Genomic DNA, 17,837 nt, shown 5'->3' with positions numbered 1-17,837 from the left:
ATATGGTGAAAGTATTGGCTAACATTATACCGCTAGTCGGTAGGTGAAAGCCAGTATGGGTATTGACGATTAATTGTTTTGCAATGTTTGTAATTAACTGGGACTAACGTCATAATGAAAATAAATCAATTGAGGGGGCGTCCTAATGACAAAGCGAATCGAAATTAAACCAGCGACGTCTGCAGATCAAGCAGCTTTAGCTGAAATCTATCTGGTAGATCGGCAACAAGACTTTCCGTGGGTTGCTAACCCACAGTTAGAAGACTTTCAAGATGATAGCCGTGGGGAGCTTGTGTTAGTCGCATGGATTGATGGGCAGCGCGCGGGTTTCTGTTCACTCTATCGGTTAGCTAATTTTATTCACTTGCTATTTGTTGCACCTGACTTTCGACACCTCAAGGTAGGGGAGAGCTTACTGACAGAGATGCGCCAATACGCCACAGCACCGTTAACGTTAAAATGTGTGATGTCGAATGAAAATGCGCTCAAGTTTTACGCCCAAGTAGGCTTCCAGATTGTTAAAGCTGACAGCGACGCATTGCCACCAAACTACACGTTACGTGATACGCGGACTGAACAGTATATTGCACTGGTGGATTTGACAGAAAATAAATACTAATAGCGCTGGCTTTACATGGTTATCGAATACTGCCAGTGATCGAATTAATAAAAGCTGCCAAACCGAATTACTTCGGATTTGACAGCTTTTGTTTTCAGGATATTTAGAATCTAAAAAGGGTAGATTCTTCAAATGTTTCACGTGAAACATTCTGGATTAATTAATTATTTGTTTAAACGGTGGTAGTTTTCGTCAAAGTAGCGACCGTTACGAACATCATCTGGAAGTTCTGCGTAAGGAGCTTCACTGATGACATCTTCGTTGTTTTGGCCAGCATCGCCCATGTACGTGATGTTGGCGAATTCAGGAACGACTAATTTAGGATAAGTAGCGTATTTTTCACGAGACTGTTCCATTAAGTCAATGTGGTCGTTTTGGTAAGTAACGGAAATTTCAGGATGGTCTTGAACCCACTTAGGGAAGAAGATAGTTCCGTTGAGTTTCTTTTCATTAGGAAGAAAGTCTAACGCAACGTCTGTCCCAGTTGGTTCTGTCCAAGCAACTTTGTAGATTCCGGCAGTCAACATAACAATGTTAGCTTCTTGATCGCGAACCCAACGGCCAGCGACCATTCCGCCGTGGATACGGTAGTCAACGGTGTGGTCATTCTTCGCGTACCATTCGTATTCCCAACCATTGTCGTAAGTATAGATAAAGTGGGTGCCTAAGAAATCATCAAGTGTCTTAAAAGTTTTTGTCATTTGAGTTGCCTTCTTAATTTTAGATTATGTCAATTTAATCATGTAATTTATTACATGTTTTAATCAACAAGGTTAGTGTATACTGATATCAGATAATCGTCAAGGAGGAATATCCAATGGCGCAAAAAAATAAGTTGCAATTCATTATTCTCGGTCTGCTCAACCAGCAGCCGTTAACCGGTTATGACCTAACTAAGGCGTTTGATAATGAGATCGGCGAGTTTTGGCAGGCACAGCACAGTCAAATCTATCCGCAGTTAAAACGCTTAGAAGAGCAGGGTTATGTGACTCACGAAATTACGCTCAGTGGTGAGAAGCTAGAGAAGAAGCTATATCACATCACAACGAGCGGAAGTGAACTCTTACATGGTTGGATCAGTGTGGGGACACCAGATCTAACTGCTACAAAAGATGAATTTATTTTAAAACTGTACTTTATTCAAACTAATCATGATCCGCGATTAACCGCGATGCTAAACGAACAATTTCAATTACATTCAGATAAGTTAGCACATCTACAGGAACGCTTGATAACCGTATTTCCCAAGCAAACCGGTGCTAAACAACATTACGGCCACTATCTGATTCTGCAGCACGCAATTGGTCGTGAAACATACTATGTCAATTGGTTGAAAACGACTTTACAGGAGTTGCCAGCCAATTAAGTGTCAATAAGCAAGACGTATCCCCGTGGATGGTTGAAACTGTTATAATGACAGTGGTTACTATCAAGGTAATGAGGAGATGCAATTATGGATAATCAAGAAATGCAAGAGCCGCTAGCGTACCATCGGATTCTGTTAACGGTTGACGAGGACGATAACACCTCTTCTGAACGTGCTTTCCGGTATGCAACAACGGTGGCACTAGACTACAATGTTCCACTAGGAATCTGCTCAGTGCTTGAAAGCGCAGATATGAATATTTTTGACTCGCTGACACCATCAAAGATGCAGGCTAAGCGTGAACACGTTGAACAAGTTGTGGCGGAATACGTGAAGTATGCTGAACAACGGGGAGTTAAACAGGTTGAGCCGCTGGTTTATGAAGGTGGCGATGTGGATGACGTTATCTTGGAACAAGTCATTCCAGAATTCAAACCAGATTTACTAGTAACGGGTGCGGATACTGAATTTCCACACTCTAAGATTGCGGGTGCGATTGGACCGCGGTTAGCACGGAAGGCGCCCATCTCAGTAATTGTGGTGCGTTAAACGTAACTGTTGTAAACTGAACAACTAAATTTGATATTGTTAGTAAGTGTGGTCGGGAAATGTCCCACCACGCTTTTTTATTGTCCCGTTAAGTTCATCAATGAACTTAACAATCTAGATTTACATTGAATGGTTGGTTGAAAGTATTAAGGGTTTACAATGCTGATAACAATGAATTTATTATTTTTTATAATTTATAGTTGCATTATTAAAAAGGACGTATATAATAAAGTTTGTAAATTAATTCACAAGGAATTTGGATGGAGGAAACACTTCATGATTAAAACAACAGAAAAAATAGAAATTAGTAAAGAAGCAGCAGAGGTCGATCAGTTAGTTCAACGCTCAAAGAAAGCATTAGCTGAGTTAAAATCATATACGCAAGAACAAATTGATGATTTATGTGAAAAAGTAGCGGTTGCCGCCCTCGACAGCCACATGAAATTAGCCAAGATGGCCGTTGAAGAAACCAAACGTGGGGTGGTCGAAGATAAGGCCATCAAGAACATCTATGCTAGCGAATATATTTGGAATAGCATGCGCCATGATAAGACGGTCGGTATTCTTAAAGATGACGACGAAGAACAATTAATGGAAATTGCTGAACCAGTTGGGATCGTTGCTGGGGTCACCCCAGTTACCAACCCAACTTCAACGACGGTTTTCAAGACGTTAATTTCCCTAAAGGGTCGTAATACGATCGTCTTCGGTTTTCACCCACAAGCACAAAACTCAAGTTCTGAAGCAGCCAAGATCATGCGTGCAGCAATCGAAGCAGCTGGTGGCCCCGCAGATGCCGTTCTTTACATTGAACATCCAAGTATTGAAGCAACCAATGCCTTGATGCACCACCCAGACGTTGCCACGATTCTTGCAACGGGTGGTCCAAGCATGGTTACCGCAGCTTACTCATCAGGCAAGCCAGCCCTTGGCGTTGGTCCTGGTAACGGCCCAACCTACGTTGAAAAGACGGCTGATAACAAACAAGCCGTTAACGACATGGTCTTATCGAAAACCTTTGATAATGGGATGATCTGTGCTTCTGAAAACAGTGCCATCATCGACAAAGAAATCTACGCTGAAGTTAAAGCTGAATTCATTCGTCTTGGCTGTTACTTTGTTAAACCAAAGGATGTTCAAGCCTTGAGTGACGCTGTTATCGATCCTAACCGTCACACGGTTCGTGGCCCCGTTGCTGGGAAGACTGCTTACGAAATCGCCCAAATGGCTGGTTTAAAAGATGTCGCTAAGGATTGCCGCGTCCTGATTGCTGAAATCAACGGTGTCGGCGTTAAATATCCACTATCTGGTGAAAAATTATCACCAGTCTTGACCGTTTACAAGTCAGATTCCCACGAAGCAGCCTTCAAACGGGCCGATCAATTACTCCACTATGGTGGTTTAGGCCATACGGCTGGGATTCACACGACTGATGATGAACTGGTTAAGGAATTTGGCCTACAGATGCCTGCTTGCCGGATCTTAGTTAACACACCATCTTCAGTTGGTGGTCTGGGTAACATTTACAACAACATGGCACCTTCATTGACACTGGGAACCGGATCATATGGTGGCAACTCGATTTCTCATAACGTTACGGATATGGATCTGATTAATATTAAAACAGTTGCAAAACGCCGCAATAACATGCAATGGGTCAAAATGCCTCCCAAAGTTTACTTCGAACGCAATTCCGTTCGCTACTTGGAAAGCATGCAAGGTATCAAAAAGGTCTTCTTAGTTTGTGATCCTGGTATGGTTGAATTTGGCTACGCTGATCGGGTCACATCTGTCCTAAATAAACGGACTGATCCCGTTGATATCGACATCTTCTCAGAAGTTGAACCTAACCCATCTACAGACACCGTCTATAAAGGTGTTGAACGGATGAAAGCCTTCAAGCCAGATACGATCATCGCACTCGGTGGTGGTTCCGCAATGGACGCTGCCAAAGGGATGTGGCTCTTCTACGAGCACCCAGAAGCTTCCTTCTTAGGTGCTAAACAGAAATTCTTGGATATTCGGAAACGGACTTACAAGGTGCCTGCTGCTAGCAAGGTCACTTACATTGGGATTCCAACGACCTCTGGGACTGGTTCTGAAGTAACGCCATACGCGGTTATTACGGATTCTAAGACCCACGTCAAATACCCAATCACCGACTATGCAATGCAACCAGATATTGCGATCGTTGATCCACAATTTGTGGAAACTGTACCAAAGCGGACGACTGCTTGGACTGGTTTGGATGTCATCACCCACGCTACTGAAGCCTACGTATCAACGATGGCATCAGATTTCACTCGTGGCTGGTCGATTCAAGCCCTACAATTGGCCTTCAAGTACTTGAAAGCTTCCTATGATGGCGACAAATTGGCCCGTGAGAAGATGCACAACGCGTCAACTTTAGCAGGGATGGCTTTTGCCAACGCCTTCTTAGGAATCAACCATTCAATCGCCCACAAACTTGGCGGCGAGTTCAATTTGCCACACGGATTAGCTATTGCGATTACCTACCCACAAGTAGTTCGTTACAATGCTGAAATCCCAACCAAGCTGGCAATGTGGCCTAAATACAACCACAACACTGCCTTAGCCGATTACGCCAACATCGCCCGTGCCCTGGGACTACCAGGCAAGACGGACGAAGAACTCAAAGAAAGCTTAGTTAAAGCTTACATCGACTTGGCTCACTCAATGGATGTTACCCTTTCATTGAAAGCTAACCGGGTCGAAAAGAAGCACTTTGAGGCGACCGTTGATGAGTTAGCCGAACTGGCTTACGAAGATCAATGCACGACTGCCAACCCACGTGAACCACTAATTAGCGAATTGAAAACAATTCTCGAACGTGAATGGGACGGCCAAGGTACTGAAAAATAGCCCTTGAATTAATTTAAAGGAAGCGCACTTGCTGAATTCAGTAGGTGTGCTTCCTTTTTTGTCAGTTCCTTCAAGAAATAATTGAAAGATTACTTACGACTTTCGTCTACAGTGGTCAGCACTAGCTCAGCTGTGGGACCGGGTTAAGCCTGAGGAGCGGTCTTAACCCTCGCCTTGGTCCTCGGCACAATTCGCCAATGACCAAGTGCGTCCGTGGCCTAAGTCCGGGAAACCACCGGCCTAATGCCACCTTCACAGCACCGCTAGTCCTGACCACCTCCGGCTAGACTGGTTGATACTTGTCGTAACAGGGTTAATTCTAGTGTTCATCAAGGAAAAGGTACATAAAAGAGTAATATTTAAGTTGCTTTTAGATAAAAATGCGACTGATATTCGTAATCTTGGATAGCTGAGTGTTGATAATGGTTTTTATACGTCAATTTCGTAGAAGACAAAAAGATGGCAAGTTGTCATAACTGAATGACTTCTGTACACTAAGGTCAAGTTAACTGAAATATAGTCGGTAGCGTCTTTGATGGCTGCCAATTTGAGAGAGGTGCCACCATGCTAACTGATGATCGTGAGTTACCTGCATTAGCCTTGAAATCATTGTTATACGAGGTTTCCGTCACCCCTAAGCCGGGACTAGTTGACCCTGCCAACCCAGGGCCGCATCCTGACATGACTGTTTTCACGTTTATTGATAGCGCTGTCAGTTTGGAATCTTACTTCGAACAGTGCCGCCAAGCTGGTGCTGAATTTAAAGGGACCGATTTAACGGTCTTATTCCAACAGATCCGTCCGGCTGGTATTCGGGCTGAGAAGGCCATGTTTGCGGCAACTAAGGGTGTTAATACCCATAAAGGCGCCGTCTTCTCACTGGGGGTCCTCGTCACAGCCGGGGCTTATACGCTGGCTACAGCATCGGTGTTTGATGTTGACCGATTGTTCAAAACGGTGCGGGCGATGCTAGTTGGTTTGGTCAATCATGATTTAGGTGCTATTCAGCCGAATCAGATGACCACGGCTGGCGAACGTCAGTATGCGAAATATGGTCAAGGCGGGATTCGCGCCGAAGCCGAAGCTGGTTACCCAGTGGTCGCTGATATTGCACTGCCATTTTTGCGCCAACAATCTGGGCCACTGAATTATCGGTTACTCGATACTTTAATGGTGATTGCCGCTCATACGACGGATACAAATCTGATAAAACGGGCCGGAACACCGGATATTTTACCGTGGATGCGTGCACAAACTAAACAATATTTTGAATTAGGCGGCAGCCAAACTACAGCTGGATGGGAATTCTTAGTACAATTAAATCAAGAATTTTTAGTTCGCAACCTCAGTTTAGGCGGTTCGGCCGACTTGCTGATTCTCACGATTTTTGTGGGACTGATTGAAGGTAGTCTCGAATAATCATTATTTTCGATATTGTTGCTGAATATGCTAATTAACTGTGGTGATTGAATTAACGAATATCTGAGTGTTATTTATGGAAGCCAGCTAATTAGTTCGGACATAGTTTAGGCAATTTAAACGTTTATGAGCTACAATATTTGAGAGCACCACTTTGCTTGGAGGAAAGTCTTATGAAGAACAAAGCAGTTACAATCAAAGACGTTGCCCGTTTGGCAGGAAAATCGATTGCCACGGTCTCGCAAGTTCTGAATGGTCACGGGGACAAGTTTAGTCCGGCCACGGTGACAGCAGTGGAAGCTGCTCGTGACGAACTACATTATGAACCGGATTATTTTGCACAACGGATGATCAAAAAAACGAGTAAAACGATTGGGGTACTGGTACCGGACATTACCAATCCCTTCTTTAGTGAGTTAATTCGGGGGATTGAAAACGTCCTCTACCAGCAAAACTTTATTACGATGCTGTGTAACGCAGATCAGGATGAAGATAAGGAACGAGTGTACTTGGATGAATTGAGTCGTCGGGGTGTCGATGGCTTTATTATCGCGAGTTCAGCCGTCTCTAATCAGGCTATCAATGATATTTTACGGCGTAAGCAGCATCCCTTTATCGTACTGGACCAGAAGAAGGCGGAAGGAATTAGTGACGCCGTCTTAACGGATGACTACGATGGTGGTCGGCAGGCAGCTGAGCACCTTAAAGCTTTGGGTCATCAACAAGTCGCGGTCTTGATTCCAGAACGGGCTGCTGCCAATATCCAGAATCGACTTAAGGGATTCTATAGTGTCTATGATCAAGAAGCAGTGACGGTGATTACGACCGCACTATCTAAGGTCGGCGGACGTCAAGCAGTTCCCGCAATCCTAGCAACGAGCGCCACGGCTATTTTTGCGATTAGTGATGAGATGGCGTTTGGCGTCTATCTGGGTCTTGCGGAGCATGGCAAACAGGTTCCCACTGATTATAGTGTGGTTGGCTACGATGATGTTGAGATGTGTCAGTACGTGACGCCGCAATTAACGACGATCGCTCAGCCCATTTTTGAACTCGGTCAAACAACGGCTAACCAATTACTAGCGCGAGTCGCGGAGCCCCAACAACCATGGGAAGAATACCACTTACCAGTTAAATTAATCGAAAGAAATTCAACGACACGTTTGAATTCATAATTCGAATGTGTTATATTTTGGTCAAGTTATTAAAACGTTTTCATAAAACGTTTTAACTGAATAAAATTAGTCATGATTTGACCATTGGAGGGAACCACTATGAACACAGTAACAGTAATTGGCAGCATTAATTTAGACCGAACGATTCGGGTACACCAGATGCCTAAGCCTGGCGAAACGATTCACACTAAAGAAATCTTTTCGGCTGGCGGCGGTAAAGGTGCTAACCAAGCCGTTGCGGCAAAACGTTCGCAAGCTAAGACGCATTTTATCGGAGCAGTTGGCGATGACGATGCTGGTAAAGCAATGCTAGATTTGTTGGCTCAAGAAGAAATTACTTTGGATGGGATTACGACCCTGAAAAATGAGTCAACGGGCCAAGCCTATGTTACGGTGGACGATGCCGGTGAAAATCAAATCATGATCCACGGTGGTGCCAACATGGCGTTTACATCTGAGGATGTTGAAGCGCATCGTGACTTGATCGAAGCGAGTGACTTTTTAGTTGCCCAATTTGAAAGTACCGTTGCTAGTACGGTGACTGCTTTTAAAATCGCTCAGGCTGCCGGTGTTAAGACGATTCTTAATCCTGCACCAGCCATGAGTAAGGTTCCTGCTGAATTATTAGCAGTGACGGACATGATCGTTCCTAATGAGACTGAAACACAAACGTTAACTGGCATTGAGATTACGGATGAAGCCAGCATGATCAAGGCTTCAGCAGCGCTACACGCGCTAGGAATTGCTGCTGTAATTATCACGATTGGTAGCAAGGGTGCTTTCTACGATGTTGACGGTCGCCACGGTATTATTCCAGCGTTCAAAGTGGATGCCGTAGATACCACGTCTGCTGGTGATACCTTTATTGGTGCAATGAGCAGCGTGTTAGATCAAGACTTCAGCAACCTTGAAGATGCAATTCGTTATGGTAACCGGGCGTCATCAATCGCAGTTCAGCGATTTGGTGCCCAACCATCAATTCCTTATAAAAACGAAATTACTGCCGCGGAGGGCGAAAAATAATGAAAAAAAGTAAAGTAATCAATTCAGATTTATCACGTGTTATTGCAACTATGGGTCATTTTGATAAAATAAGTATTGGTGATGCTGGTATGCCAGTACCAAGTACGACTGAAAAGATCGATTTAGCCGTTGATAATGGCATTCCTAGCTTTATGCAAGTATTGAATAATGTTTTAGAAGAACTTGAAGTACAACGAATTTACTTGGCAGAAGAGATCAAGACGCAGAATCCAGCAATGCTAACGGCTATCCAAGACCGTTTGCCAAAGATGCCAATCACGTTTATCCCACACGAAGAAATGAAGCAATCATTAACGGACTGTAAAGCCTTCGTACGGACTGGTGAAATGACACCTTACGCAAACATCATGTTGGAAAGTGGCGTTACTTTTTAATGCTATTCGGCGATTAATGGAGGAAATAGAATGAACACAACCGCTTTACTAATTGGCTTAGGGCCGTTACTAGGTTGGGGCCTTTACCCCACGATTGCATCAAAAATTGGTGGCCGTCCCGTCAATCAGATTCTAGGATCTACGATTGGAACACTGATCTTTGCGTTAGCCTTTGCTGGCATGCAAGGAATCGCGTTCCCACACGGAATGGATCTCTGGTTCTCAATCATTTCAGGAATCGGTTGGGCTAGTGCTCAGATCGTGACCTTCAAGGTATTTACGATGGTTGGGTCATCACGGGCAATGCCAATTACCACGGCCTTCCAGTTATTAGGAGCGTCCCTCTGGGGTGTCTTCGCGCTGGGTGACTGGCCTGGGACGAACGCTAGAATATTTGGTGGCTTGTCACTAGTTGCAATTATTATTGGTGCCTGGTTGACGGTTTGGTCAGAACACAAGGATGCCGGTAATGCTAAAAAGTTGCGGGATGCTGTTATCTTGTTAGCCATCGGTGAAATTGGTTACTGGGCATACTCAGCAGCACCACAAGCAACGAGTATTGGCGGTAAGGAAGCCTTTGTTCCCCAAGCTATTGGGATGGTAATTGTGGCTGTCGTTTACTCGATCTTCCTTGCAATGCGCGGTGAAAAATTAGCGTTAGCTGAAAGCGTGTCATACAAACACATTATTTCAGGTTTGTTCTTCGCATTTGCTGCGTTGACGTACCTGATCTCAGCACAATCAAACATGAACGGTTTGGCAACAGGCTTTATCCTGTCACAAACCTCAGTGGTACTTGCCACGTTGACCGGTTTCTGGTTCTTAGGTCAGAAGAAGACTTCTAAGGAAATGACGGTTACGATTTGCGGGCTAGTATTGATTCTGGCTGCGGCAACGGTGACGGTGCTGATCTAAAGTTAGTTAAATTAAATAATAAGTATGGAGTCGTTGATTTAGCTTTTCTAAGCTAGATCAACGGCTTTTTTTGAGGGCACAGTTAGAATGAAGTTTGAACATTATATGCTATCATGAGCACATATAAAGTGAAATTTGAGTAGCATACATGGTCAAACGGTCAGGAGATTAATCATGCTAAACGGATGCGAGATGAATATAAACGAGGAGGAAAAGAATAATGACTAATATGAATTTTGATGACTATTTAGCAAAGCGAATGAAAAATCCGGGGTTCAAAGCGGCATTTGATAGTGAGGACTCAAAATTAGCCAGTGCCGTTACTTTGATGAAAGCACGTGAAAAAGCTGGACTAACTCAACGTGAACTTGCTGTTAAGGCAGCAATTCCACAATCTACAGTGGCACGGATTGAGCGTGGTGGAAATACGAGTATTGATACTATGTCAAAGATAGCAGTAGCGTTAGGCAAACGGATTGAATTAAAATTTGTGTGATCAAAAATTATACAGAAGGCGGGTTGCTACCGAGTACTCCGTAGTTAAGCAGAGAAAGCAGTCTGTTGTCGCATGTTTCGACTGTAACTATTTGAAATTGCAAAAACGAGTTGGGGTGTCGAGGTGTCCCAAGCTCGTTTTTTTGTGTGACAAATTTACAATTGAAGACACACTCTAGGTAGAAATCTTAAATTAGTACTGCAAAAGAATGCGTTTTCATATATGATTGATTTAATAACTAATTAGAAATGGTGAAGGTGAAAGTAATGAGTAACAAATTAGGTAGTATTGAAGCAGGCGGCACCAAGTTTGTTTTGGCAGTTGCAGATGAGACATATAAGGTTAGTGCCAAAAAACGGATTCCAACGTTAACTCCAGATGAAACCTTAGCAGCATGTATCGATTTCTTTAAAGAAAATCCGGTCGATGCGATTGGATTAGGTTCATTTGGTCCGATTGGTATCAAGACTGGGACTGCTGACTATGGTCACATTCTATCGACACCAAAACCAGGTTGGGCTGGAACGGACATGGTTGGCATTCTAACAGCTGCATTGCACGTTCCTATCTACTTTACAACGGACGTCAATGCGTCCGTCTATGGTGAATATATTGCTGGTTCAGCTAAGGACGTGGATTCGGCTGTTTACTTCACAATCGGTACGGGTATCGGTGGTGGTGCCATTCAAGATGGTCAATTTGTTGGTGGATACTCACACTTGGAAATGGGACATGCACCAGTAATGATGCACCCGGACGATGACTTTGTTGGTAGTTGTCCATTCCACGGCAACCGTTGTTATGAAGGGGTTGCTGCGGGTCCAACCATTGAAGCACGGACTGGTGAACGCGGTGAAAATCTTAAGCGGGACAATCCTGTCTTTGACTATATCAACTACTACGCTGCTCAAATGGCTTTTAGTGCCTACGTTAACTTAACGCCAGAAAAGATTATTTTTGGCGGTTCAGTTATTAACGACGATGATATGGTGAAAGTTCGTCAATACTTTAACGAACTGAACAATGGCTATATCCAAGTCCCAGATGATATGATTGTACACAGTCACTTTGCAGATAATGCATCTGCTACTGTTGGTGATTTTGCATTGGCAGCATCATTATTGAAATAGTTAATAGCAAGACTAATTCGGTTACGACCAATCAATAGGTTGTTACGAAATTGACTGATTGTATTATATGAAAAGTTGTTTGTACAAGGAGGAGCTGTAATGGCAACACTAGGCTTGATTGACATTGGTGGTACAACGATTAAATTTGCGATTTGGCAAGACGAAAAGTTGACTCATCATCATGCAGTGGCAACGCCGACAGACAAAGGTATTTTCATGACCTTACTGGACGATGAAGTTGCACAGATGAAGACGCAGGCACCTATTACGGGTATCGGGATTAGTTCTCCCGGCGCTGTTAATAAAGCAACGGGTGTTATCGAAGGAGCCAGTGCGATTCCATATATTCATAATTTCCCAATTCAAGCTGAATTTGAAGAACGGTTTGGGTTACCAGTTAGTATTGAAAATGATGCTAACTGTGCGGCGTTAGCAGAAGCCTCCAGTGGTGCGGGTCAAGGGTCAACTAGCCTAGCTTTTCTAGTGATTGGAACCGGGGTTGGTGGCGCTCTGATCTTCAATGACCATATCTGGCATGGCGCCCATCTCTTTGGTGGCGAATTTGGTTACACGAAGATCAACGATGTAGGGACATTGAGTGAATTAGGGACAGTACCCAATGCGATCATTCGCTATCAAAACGCTACGGGAAAATCAGAAGCACTTAATGGGCAGCAGCTCTACCAATTAGCTGATGAAGGTGACGTAGATGCTAAGCGTGAAATTGACACGATGTATGCAGCGTTAGCACAAGGCATCTTCAATCTGCAATATAGCTTCGACCCTGAAAAAATCATTTTGGGTGGCGGTGTTTCGAATAACCCTGATTTGATTCCTGGGATTGAACGCGCGTTAACTGGAGTTTATGAGCAAGTTAAGATCGCATCGATTAAACCTGAGTTAGTGCTATGTCAGTATACGGATGAAGCTAACTTACGTGGTGCGGTTGTTGATTTCGAGCAGACAGTTACTAATTAGGAGGAAGTCGATTATGGTTACTTTTCCACCAGGATTCGTCTGGGGAGCTGCATTGATTGCTGGTCTTGGAACCATGCCTACCATAATCGTTATGGCCTGATTCGTGATGATATTCATACGCAGACTAAGACGCTGAAAAAATCGGCCGCGTGGTTTAAGGAACTGGGAATGCGGAATGGGTTTGAAGAAGATTAATAAGTTTTAAAAGGACGTAAAAAGCCTACTGAACTTACAGATGTTGAAATCTGAATAAGTTTGGTAGGCTTTTTGATTAGTATCTAACTGTATGAGGTAAATGATGGTTTATATCCATTTACCGTGCTATTTCTATTCTAAAAAAGCAGAAGTATCTTTGCCACATGACTGATACTGATTAATTAATCCTAATGATTTAAAGATTGTTTCTTGATAAGCAATTTTGGCATTCCATTCAACGGTTTCTAGGATCCGAGTTGCCTCGTGGAGATCAGTACAAGTAATTAGGACGCCGTGACTATTAAGTAAGAAAATATTCTCCAAAGCATTATCGCCTAATGCTACTAGACTCTCATGAACTTGATCGGCTAGTTCTTTTGAGCAAGCTTCTTTGTAAGGGAGACATTTAATTTTACCCAAATTTTGGTTTACGGCAGTGATCTCAGTGACATTAGGCATATCTTGACCAAGCGTTGCCCAAAACATAGACTCCTCAGCGTGTGAATGGTAGACTACTTTGATTTTAGGATTAGCCTCATAGGCACCAATATGCATATTAATTTCGCGAGTCAACCGGCCAACACCATCGATTTGTTGGCCAGTAGCTAGATCAACAACTAAAATTTGTGACCCAGCGAGTTTGCCAAACCAGGCTTCGGACATGAAGGTTGGTGTCATGATAATGTAGTCATGGCCTTTTTCAATGTGAACAGTACCGAAATCAATATTTTCCTTGGCAGTAATCTTTACTGAGATATTCCCGCCAGCAACATTAGTATTTTTACGATTAAACATTTCGCGAGCAACCATGGCTAAGTCACGGCGTTCAGGTTCAAAAACATATTCTTCTGTCATAAGATTAACTCCAATCGTTTATTTGGTATTTGCACGTTGCTGAAGGTAGTTTTTTTTACGTTCTTCATACTTTGCTTTTCGTTTAGCATCAAATTCACCGAATAAATAACGATTTCCTTTAAAGTAAATTATTTCACTCAAAACCATTACAAGTAAACAGGCTCCAATATTATTAGTGCTAAGAGCTTCGATGAAGAGTAGAACGTCAACGAAAAGTAATAGTGACCAAACTACTTTCTGAATGCTCATATGAGTTGTTTTTTTCATTATTTATTACCATTATTCTTAGCAGAATTACTGAAATCCATACCATCTAAGTCTTCAAGCGATGTAGATTTGTTAGCTTGAGCTGCTTTTTTAGAAGTGCTACCAAAATTCATGCCATCTAAATCGTCAAGATCGATATCGTCTGTGCTAGTAGAAGACGCCTCTACTGGGATATTGGCAGTAGTTGCGGTTTCCATACCAGCGAGTGTATATCGTTGGCTAGGCAGTTTTGCTTTGCTCTGATCGATGTATAGCCAGATAAATCCTAATAACCAAAGGATTGACAGACCAATTGCCCACCATTCACCAGTGAATGCTTTTGCAAAGAAGAGCCGGAAATCTGGTCCTTCAAAAGTAGACCATGATAACTGCTGACCAGCGTGAACTTTGACGGTACCGGTAGATTTAGCTAAATTAGTAATGATTGGCGCAAAGTAAGTTGCACTGTATAAGAAAATGGGTGTTGTGATAATGCCTAAAACAATCATGCGCAGTAAGTTAGCACCGGTCAGTAATAGCGCTGCAACTACGAAAGAAAGATTAATAATTCCAGCAAACGGTAATACGGTGTTACCTGGTAAGATCATTGCAAAAATCAACATGACTGGTACTAGAATAACGACAGTAACCCATAATTCATTACGGCCGGCAAGGATAGGCCAATCAAGACCGATGTATACTTCACGGCCATTGAAATGCTTTTTCATGAAATCGCTCATGGCGTCAGCAATTGGTGATAATGCTTGCATGAATAATTTTGAAATCATTGGGAATAGGGTCATCGCAGTAGCTGCTTGAATAGCTAAGTTCAAGGATTTTGAAACGGAATAGCCCGCACCAAATCCAAGTAAGACCCCAATAATGGCACCCATGGCAGTGTTGTCACCAAAAACGCCAATTTTCTTTTGAAGTGCTGCAGAATCAAAAGGACGATTCATAGCAGGAATGAAATCAAGTAATTTGTTGAGTGGTTGTAGAATAACTGCGAATAATGTAACAAGGTGTGGGACAGTGACGCCAGGCATGCCAGTTAGATCTTCAATATGTCGTTGCCACATGTCACCAGATTTAAGTTCTAGTACAATCTGAACACCGGCTACTAAGAAGCCATAAAAGGCATTGTGAGTGAAGTAAAGAACGACAACGTAAGTGAAGATTTTGTTCCAAACATTCCACATATCAACATTCAAGGTCTTAGTCCATTTGAAAGATAGCATTACAAAGTTAATCGCCAGTAACAATGGGAAGAATAAGAATGCTGACTTATAGGACCAAGTGATTGCCGCAACCCCTGTCCAACCAGCGTCAATTGCGTTTAGACTAAGATGAAAGATTTTTGACATTGCTTTAGCAGCTGGTGATATTGAATCCATCATGTAATTTACAACTAAGGTCATCCCACTAAATGCAACCCCTAGTGTCAGTGCTGCTAAGACTGATTTTCTAAGTTTGAGTCCTGCAATGGTCGCAATAATGAACATAATTAGTGGAACGAAAACTGGTCCACCAAGATTTAGAATGTAGTTAACGATGGTTTTTAGTATGTCCATGAAATAATGCCTCCTAAAAATTAAGAAACTAATTTATAATTACATGTTTTTCAATGCAGCAATAATGTCGCGATAAGATATTTCAGGATTCTGTCCAGTAAAGATTGGTAACCCATTAACTGATGCAATATTATTCTTTTCAACAATGGTTTGGATTTCTTCATTAGGACGTGCAATCCAGACATAAATATCATAATTTGCTAAGATGTCGGGTAATTTTTTAAAGTCAGTAGCTTCAACTTCCACACCAGTAATGCTGTGATCATCAAAGAAATCAACAATATGCTTAACTACTAACTCACTCGATGCAACGCCACTTCCACAAGCAACAATAATTTTTGCCATAATAATTCACTCCTTAATTTGTTTGAACATTTATTCCTATTTGAACTTTTTATTTAGATAGTTGAACATTTCAATAGAATCGGAAATGTTGTTGAATTCTTCGACAAATACTTGATCTTGAATCAGTGCCATAAATTTTTGCAAAAGAATTAGTTGATCGTCGGGATGGGTAATTCCTAAAAAGAAAAAGGTATCGGCACGTTCTTCAGTGTTATAGCCCATTTGCAGCATTTGAACCGGCTGTTTGGTAGTGACGACACAAACAAAGGGTTTATTAATGTTTTCTGGATTAGCATGTGGTAGGGCAATAGACATATAGTCACTAACTACTCCGGTTGGAAATTCATCTTCACGGTTGTTCAGAGCTAATTCATATGAGTCCTTAACGTAACCTAGAGTTAATAATTTATTTGCGACTTGTTGATACAGGTCAGTACGATCTTCTGCATCAACGTTTAAAAAGATTAAATCTTGTTGTAACATATCTTGATAGTTCATAAAAAAGCCTCCTAAATTAATGCAAGCGCATACATTTTAGCTAAGGAATTGACCATTGGAATACTTAGTTGTAAAAAATAAATTAATTAAAAGCAATATGCTAAGATGTTAATAACGGTGAAACATCTCTTTAAAAAGCACCTCATATTACCCAGCCAACGCCTTTTCAATATTCAGTATATGTTGGCGTTATGGCGTTTTGTATTCAATTCGACATAACATGAAACTCATTCAAATTTTCTCTGTTTAATCGTTCAAATTGACCAGAGAAAGTTCAGAATTATTCAACCTGGAGGGTAATATGACTAATAGAGATGATCGTGTGTTGCACATACTTAAAGTTTTAAATAAGCATCCTCGAATTAGTGTTAAACGTTTAATTGAATTAACTGGTGAGAGTGTTTCCACGATGAGAAGGGACTTAATTATTCTCGAGCAATCGGGTAAAGTTAAGCGTACTTTTGGAATGGTTTCGCTATTAGCAGATACCAATGTCGAATTTACATCGCCGTTTCGTTACCGAACACACGTTGATGAAAAGAAAGTTATTTGTCGATTATTGGCCAAGGAAATTATAAAAGATAATCAAGCGATGTTTATTGACCCAAGTACTACAGCAGCGTACTTGCCAAATTATTTGACAGATCATCAGAACTTAAAAGTTATAACTGATAATTTACAATTTGCGGTGGCTGCCAATCGAATGACTAATCTAAACGTTTTTGTTACGGGCGGTTCATTGCGCCCAAACTCAGATTCTGTGTTAGGTAGCCATACGATTCAAGATATCACGTTGTTTAGACCGCAGCTTGCAATATTGTCATGTAGTACCTTGGACCAAACCGGAGCGTACATTGCGGATATGGAGCAAGCAAATATTAAGTTTGCAATGATGGAGAACGCCAGAGAAAGTATTCTATTAGCTGACCATACTAAGTTTCGCCTGGATAACTCTGACTATATTCAGTTGGCTAAGTTTCCAGCCTGGTCGACGATTATTACTGATAGAAAACCCGAAAGTAAGTTTTTGGAGTGGATGCAGAAACTAGGTGTAGCTGTGATCTATCCGGGATACAAATAAATTAACTGATTAACAAATAATGTTTATGAGTTAGCCAGTTATTAGATAAATGAAAAAGTGTCATGGACCAGCCACATTAAGGGCTTTTCCATGACACT

At 42.1% G+C, this 17,837-nt stretch carries 19 protein-coding genes and 1 pseudogene; 14 read left to right on the top strand and 6 right to left on the bottom strand.

What is annotated here, in order from left to right; genetic code table 11:
- The first annotated feature begins 145 nt into the window (after nucleotides 1–145).
- Nucleotides 146–619, top strand: a complete 474-nt coding sequence (locus tag ACG95_RS00505) for a GNAT family N-acetyltransferase (RefSeq protein WP_047998610.1) — start codon at nucleotides 146–148, stop codon at nucleotides 617–619.
- Between the two features lie 164 nt (nucleotides 620–783).
- Here ACG95_RS00505 and ACG95_RS00500 read toward each other — a convergent pair whose 3' ends face one another.
- Nucleotides 784–1,320, bottom strand: coding sequence for a phenolic acid decarboxylase (locus tag ACG95_RS00500; protein ID WP_047998609.1), 537 nt, complete (start codon nucleotides 1,318–1,320; stop codon nucleotides 784–786).
- Nucleotides 1,321–1,436: 116 nt separating this feature from the next.
- On the opposite strand from ACG95_RS00500, the gene ACG95_RS00495 reads away from it, so the two are divergent.
- The 12 genes and pseudogenes from ACG95_RS00495 to ACG95_RS14325 form a co-directional block, all read left to right on the top strand.
- The gene (locus tag ACG95_RS00495) at nucleotides 1,437–1,985 is read left to right on the top strand and encodes a PadR family transcriptional regulator (RefSeq protein WP_047998608.1); all 549 of its coding nucleotides are present in this window, start codon (nucleotides 1,437–1,439) and stop codon (nucleotides 1,983–1,985) included.
- Between the two features lie 87 nt (nucleotides 1,986–2,072).
- Nucleotides 2,073–2,534 carry a universal stress protein gene (locus ACG95_RS00490; protein WP_047998607.1) on the top strand — a complete coding sequence of 154 codons (462 nt, stop codon included), beginning with the start codon at nucleotides 2,073–2,075 and terminating at the stop codon, nucleotides 2,532–2,534.
- A gap of 276 nt (nucleotides 2,535–2,810) precedes the next feature.
- Entirely contained in the window at nucleotides 2,811–5,417 is a 2,607-nt protein-coding gene (gene adhE / locus ACG95_RS00485) for a bifunctional acetaldehyde-CoA/alcohol dehydrogenase (RefSeq protein WP_047998606.1), read from the top strand.
- Between the two features lie 564 nt (nucleotides 5,418–5,981).
- Entirely contained in the window at nucleotides 5,982–6,836 is an 855-nt protein-coding gene (citG, locus tag ACG95_RS00480) for a triphosphoribosyl-dephospho-CoA synthase CitG (protein WP_047998605.1), read from the top strand.
- Between the two features lie 173 nt (nucleotides 6,837–7,009).
- The gene (rbsR, locus tag ACG95_RS00475; protein WP_047998604.1) at nucleotides 7,010–8,011 is read left to right on the top strand and encodes a ribose utilization transcriptional repressor RbsR; all 1,002 of its coding nucleotides are present in this window, start codon (nucleotides 7,010–7,012) and stop codon (nucleotides 8,009–8,011) included.
- Between the two features lie 99 nt (nucleotides 8,012–8,110).
- Complete coding sequence (gene rbsK, locus ACG95_RS00470) at nucleotides 8,111–9,034, top strand: ribokinase (RefSeq protein WP_047998603.1); 924 nt, start codon at nucleotides 8,111–8,113, stop codon at nucleotides 9,032–9,034.
- On the top strand, nucleotides 9,034–9,429 hold the full coding sequence (rbsD, locus tag ACG95_RS00465; RefSeq protein WP_047998602.1) for a D-ribose pyranase: 396 nt from the start codon (nucleotides 9,034–9,036) through the stop codon (nucleotides 9,427–9,429). The genes rbsK and rbsD overlap by 1 nt, the downstream gene beginning before the upstream one ends.
- 30 nt (nucleotides 9,430–9,459) lie before the next feature.
- Nucleotides 9,460–10,344 (top strand): ribose/proton symporter RbsU, encoded by an 885-nt coding sequence (gene rbsU / locus ACG95_RS00460; RefSeq protein WP_047998601.1) that lies wholly within the window; start codon nucleotides 9,460–9,462, stop codon nucleotides 10,342–10,344.
- A 220-nt stretch (nucleotides 10,345–10,564) separates the two neighbouring features.
- On the top strand, nucleotides 10,565–10,840 hold the full coding sequence (locus ACG95_RS00455) for a helix-turn-helix domain-containing protein (protein WP_047998600.1): 276 nt from the start codon (nucleotides 10,565–10,567) through the stop codon (nucleotides 10,838–10,840).
- Between the two features lie 266 nt (nucleotides 10,841–11,106).
- Entirely contained in the window at nucleotides 11,107–11,970 is an 864-nt protein-coding gene (locus ACG95_RS00450) for an ROK family protein (protein WP_047998599.1), read from the top strand.
- 99 nt (nucleotides 11,971–12,069) lie between these two features.
- Nucleotides 12,070–12,948 (top strand): ROK family protein, encoded by an 879-nt coding sequence (locus ACG95_RS00445; protein WP_047998598.1) that lies wholly within the window; start codon nucleotides 12,070–12,072, stop codon nucleotides 12,946–12,948.
- 45 nt (nucleotides 12,949–12,993) lie between these two features.
- Nucleotides 12,994–13,143: pseudogene (locus tag ACG95_RS14325) on the top strand (family 1 glycosylhydrolase); the annotation flags it as partial.
- A 132-nt stretch (nucleotides 13,144–13,275) separates the two neighbouring features.
- Here ACG95_RS14325 and ACG95_RS00440 read toward each other — a convergent pair.
- Genes ACG95_RS00440 through ACG95_RS00420 form a run of 5 tightly spaced genes read right to left on the bottom strand, consistent with a single transcriptional unit; the run spans nucleotide 13,276 to nucleotide 16,658 of the window.
- Nucleotides 13,276–13,998 (bottom strand): class II aldolase/adducin family protein, encoded by a 723-nt coding sequence (locus tag ACG95_RS00440; protein ID WP_047998597.1) that lies wholly within the window; start codon nucleotides 13,996–13,998, stop codon nucleotides 13,276–13,278.
- 18 nt (nucleotides 13,999–14,016) lie between these two features.
- Nucleotides 14,017–14,265 (bottom strand): hypothetical protein, encoded by a 249-nt coding sequence (locus ACG95_RS00435; protein ID WP_047998596.1) that lies wholly within the window; start codon nucleotides 14,263–14,265, stop codon nucleotides 14,017–14,019.
- Entirely contained in the window at nucleotides 14,265–15,815 is a 1,551-nt protein-coding gene (locus tag ACG95_RS00430; RefSeq protein ID WP_047998595.1) for a PTS galactitol transporter subunit IIC, read from the bottom strand. The genes ACG95_RS00435 and ACG95_RS00430 overlap by 1 nt, the downstream gene beginning before the upstream one ends.
- 39 nt (nucleotides 15,816–15,854) lie before the next feature.
- Entirely contained in the window at nucleotides 15,855–16,160 is a 306-nt protein-coding gene (locus tag ACG95_RS00425; protein ID WP_047998594.1) for a PTS sugar transporter subunit IIB, read from the bottom strand.
- Between the two features lie 36 nt (nucleotides 16,161–16,196).
- The gene (locus tag ACG95_RS00420) at nucleotides 16,197–16,658 is read right to left on the bottom strand and encodes a PTS sugar transporter subunit IIA (RefSeq protein ID WP_047998593.1); all 462 of its coding nucleotides are present in this window, start codon (nucleotides 16,656–16,658) and stop codon (nucleotides 16,197–16,199) included.
- Nucleotides 16,659–16,959: 301 nt separating this feature from the next.
- On the opposite strand from ACG95_RS00420, the gene ACG95_RS00415 reads away from it, so the two are divergent.
- Nucleotides 16,960–17,739, top strand: a complete 780-nt coding sequence (locus tag ACG95_RS00415; RefSeq protein WP_047998592.1) for a DeoR/GlpR family DNA-binding transcription regulator — start codon at nucleotides 16,960–16,962, stop codon at nucleotides 17,737–17,739.
- Nucleotides 17,740–17,837: the final 98 nt, after the last annotated feature.

It is taken from the genome of Lactiplantibacillus herbarum, assembly GCF_001039045.1.
GTDB classification, from domain to species: Bacteria; Bacillota; Bacilli; order Lactobacillales; family Lactobacillaceae; genus Lactiplantibacillus; species Lactiplantibacillus herbarum.
Note: the sequence above shows the minus strand (reverse complement) of the source record. Positions and strands in the feature narration are given on the sequence as shown.